A 3,242-nucleotide genomic window follows, 5' to 3' on the forward strand; every position below is an offset into this window, starting at 1 on the left:
ATTTTAATACACTATTCAATTACCAGCTCTACATAATCCCCATCTTCCTTATTGTATACATGCTTATTTACGATTCCAAGTAGTTTCTGTATATCTTCCATATCTGAAGCCGAAAATTCTAAATAACAAGTCTCATCACTGGTATAATTCAAATCTTCATAAAAATCCTGAATCGCCACATAAAATTTTTCTAAAACATCTTCCAATGGATATTGGGAAATATTCCTCGGACTATCTCCTTCTCCTAATTCTGGTTCTTGAACAAATTTTAATGAAGTAACAAAGCAATCACTTTTCATAAAATCGTCATACGTTTTATAGATATGTTCTGCTACCTTTTCGTAATCAGCTTTGTTATATTTTTCATGTACAAAAATATCTATATTTTTCATCTCAATTTCCTTAATGTGGTGTGAAAATTATCATTAGTCCCCCACAACTTCTAATTTTTATTTATCTACTTTAGCTTTTTTAATAATTCTACAAAAGGTACTTTATTATTATCTTTTCTAAGCGAAATCAAATCAAAAACAGAATCAGCATCTAAATCAAACATTACGGATTCCAAACCAATTTTCATAAAATAATAATCTACAACCTCTTTACTAAACTCATTTTCTAAACTACTCCATAAATTATTCGGTAAAATGCAAAAGGCTAAAGTATCATCACCAAGACTTTCAACAAACCATCTTATTTCAAAATCTTCCTTTATTATTTCGTTGAAATACTTTATAGTTGTATCCCTATCCATATTATCCATATAAGGAACAACTATTTCTTTAGCTCTGTATTTTAATTTTATGTCATCACCATATTTTTTATTATTATTTATAAAATCTACTTCTATAAGATTTCCTATTTCATTATTAAAGTAATTGATTACAGATTCGTCTTCTTCTCTCCAATCAATCCAAATTAAATCATTACTTTCCCAAATGTCATCAATATTATCTGGATATAATAAAAATTTTCTTACGCTTTCATATTTATTATTCATAAAACCTTATCCTCAACAAATTCAAGTTAGCAAGTACACATTATATCAATAAGAACTTCACGAATGTCCATTATTGGCTATTTAATTTGGTTGTCAAGCTCAATACCCTGTTCCGCTAAACCAAAAACTAACTCCTTAAAACTTTCTGCAATAATTTCTAAATCATCAACCGATGTCACATATGCATCATGTGGCAAAACAACAATTTTGTCTGTTTCCTTTAAAATACAAACTAAACTTCCATCACCTAAACCGCCAATAGGAAAAACAGTATTATTTGATATGTTGCTTTCTTCGTCGTCGGTATAGTTTGCAATAAAAGCAGGGTATTCACAACCTAATTCCTCTAAAGTGAAAATCCATGGATCAACAAAATGGCAACCACCAAATTCCTTGAGTAAATACCGATATTCTGACGGAATTGGTTCGAATTTGTTTTCAAACTCAAATATGTCTTTTTCGGACTCCGGGTGATATTTTCTGTGCGTGTCAGCCATAACGCTATAAGCTTTTCTTAGTAATTTAATCTCTGCTTTTGCTAATTCCATATGCTTTCTCCAATCGATACGATGAATTATCTTTTGTTCACCTTATCCGCCTATGAAAATCAGCCCAACAAACGGGAATTGATTATCCTTTTCCGCAATCTCCTTTCCCAATATTGCCCTCAACATTATGATAAAATATCCGGCACTTTTCCTGCGTATATGCTTGCACAATTCCATTCAACTACTAAAAATCCATATTCTTTAATAAAATCTTCAAATTCCTTTTTATCCCATTCTTGATACATCTTAAATCCTAAAATAGACACCAACCTTTTTACAAGTTTTCTTTGTTTTCCCTCCTTCCATAGAAAAGTGGGGGCGAACAAAGTCCCATTAGGTTTTAACACACTATATATTTCTTTCATCGCCTCATCCGGTTTAGGCATAATATGAAGTGCATTAGCAATTAACACACAATCAAATTTTTCATGCGAATAGGATAATGCTACTGCATCCACATGAAACGAGTGAACACTAAGTATGTCAAGTAGCTACGTTCGTATGTAGGAACATATCCATGAACTTTTTAACGATAGCTTAAGGTTATCGTTAAAAGGTATTACCTCGACAAACTGGAACTTAGTAGTCAACCTATTATATCAATAAATATTTTTCGATAAGTTCTATCAAAACATTCGCATTTATTATTTCATCATTTAACAAATCATCATATTCATTTTCCAATTCTTCTTGCTGTTCCACAATATAATCTAAATGTTCTTTAGCAAGAATATAATTCTGATTCACAAAATAATATTCGCCTAAAAAGCAATGAGCTTGAACATTTGAAACTTTATCATCGTTCAATTCAATAACCTTTTTCATACTACAAAAAGCACCCTCTATATCACCTTTTTTCATTTGCATAGATGCTTTATTTACATATAGTTCAGCTTTCATTTTTTATTTCCTCCTACAACTTCAAATTTACGTATCCACATAAATTTATATTTTGTACCATTTCAATATTATACAATTATTACTTATTCGTTTTTCTTATAGTAACTGGGATAAAGAGGGTGTTCAAATACACCATCATCAATCATTTTCTCAATCTTCGATGGCAAATCAACTTTATATACTTTTTCATAAATAGCTGTGCTTAAACATTCAAATCCTCCTCCCGAAGAAATATCACCTAAAAAATTTTGAATTGCTTCTATATCGGGATAATGATCAGGATTATGTAGATAACGCATATACTCCTCTAAAACTCGTCTAATGTATAGAAAGTCTTTCAGGCTTATTGTTACTTTTTCCTTATCAGAAATATTATTTAACCCATATTCAATTATGTCTTTTATATCTGCATATTTTCTCATATCTGAATTCGATACCTCTTTTCTCCAAATAAACCGAGAGTTTCATCAAATTTCTAATGAAATTATCTCCATAAATTTTGATTTCTCTTTGCTTAAAAATAAATACCATTATATAATTCCATAAACTCTTTAGCAAACTTTGCGATAAGTTCATGATCAAGTGTAGTAGCTAAGATTTCTTCACTATCATTAGCTGTTGATGTCCAAGATTCGCTGTTACAGAAACGCTATCGCATAAAGCATTCGTAATTAAGGACTTCCGTCTATTCCCTTGTCATTAATACAACCGTCTCCATGTCTTTATTCAAATGAGGACGAATGTATTCGCAAACTTTATCATATACTCCTTTGTCTTTTTTCATGAAAGGAGCA

General features: G+C 30.5%; 5 protein-coding genes and 2 pseudogenes. All 7 read right to left on the minus strand.

The features are described 5' to 3' along the window. Positions 1–11 precede the first annotated feature (11 nt). Positions 12–392 carry a hypothetical protein gene (locus RQ893_RS08740; protein WP_071415359.1) on the minus strand — a complete coding sequence of 127 codons (381 nt, stop codon included), beginning with the start codon at positions 390–392 and terminating at the stop codon, positions 12–14. A 65-nt stretch (positions 393–457) separates the two neighbouring features. Further along, on the minus strand, positions 458–1,000 hold the full coding sequence (locus RQ893_RS08745) for a hypothetical protein (protein WP_311482629.1): 543 nt from the start codon (positions 998–1,000) through the stop codon (positions 458–460). 77 nt (positions 1,001–1,077) lie between these two features. Next, positions 1,078–1,548 (minus strand): SMI1/KNR4 family protein, encoded by a 471-nt coding sequence (locus RQ893_RS08750; RefSeq protein WP_311482630.1) that lies wholly within the window; start codon positions 1,546–1,548, stop codon positions 1,078–1,080. A 125-nt stretch (positions 1,549–1,673) separates the two neighbouring features. Then, positions 1,674–2,015: pseudogene (locus tag RQ893_RS08755) on the minus strand (class I SAM-dependent methyltransferase); the annotation flags it as partial. A 127-nt stretch (positions 2,016–2,142) separates the two neighbouring features. Next, positions 2,143–2,448 carry a hypothetical protein gene (locus RQ893_RS08760; RefSeq protein WP_311482631.1) on the minus strand — a complete coding sequence of 102 codons (306 nt, stop codon included), beginning with the start codon at positions 2,446–2,448 and terminating at the stop codon, positions 2,143–2,145. Between the two features lie 83 nt (positions 2,449–2,531). Continuing rightward, positions 2,532–2,870: a hypothetical protein gene (locus RQ893_RS08765; protein WP_311482632.1), complete on the minus strand. Its 339-nt coding sequence runs from the start codon at positions 2,868–2,870 to the stop codon at positions 2,532–2,534. 278 nt (positions 2,871–3,148) lie between these two features. After that, positions 3,149–3,242, minus strand: a pseudogene (locus RQ893_RS08770) (class I SAM-dependent methyltransferase); the annotation flags it as partial.

The organism is uncultured Anaerococcus sp. (assembly GCF_963510915.1).
Classification (GTDB): domain Bacteria; phylum Bacillota; class Clostridia; order Tissierellales; family Peptoniphilaceae; genus Anaerococcus.

Excerpts from the sequence above, each read along its gene's own strand:
- RQ893_RS08745 (WP_311482629.1), bottom strand. The coding sequence starts at position 1,000 with ATGAATAATAAATATGAAAGCGTAAGAAAATTTTTATTATATCCAGAT.
- RQ893_RS08750 (WP_311482630.1), bottom strand. The coding sequence starts at position 1,548 with ATGGAATTAGCAAAAGCAGAGATTAAATTACTAAGAAAAGCTTATAGC.
- RQ893_RS08760 (WP_311482631.1), bottom strand. The coding sequence starts at position 2,448 with ATGAAAGCTGAACTATATGTAAATAAAGCATCTATGCAAATGAAAAAA.
- RQ893_RS08765 (WP_311482632.1), bottom strand. The coding sequence starts at position 2,870 with ATGAGAAAATATGCAGATATAAAAGACATAATTGAATATGGGTTAAAT.
- RQ893_RS08740 (WP_071415359.1), bottom strand. The coding sequence starts at position 392 with ATGAAAAATATAGATATTTTTGTACATGAAAAATATAACAAAGCTGAT.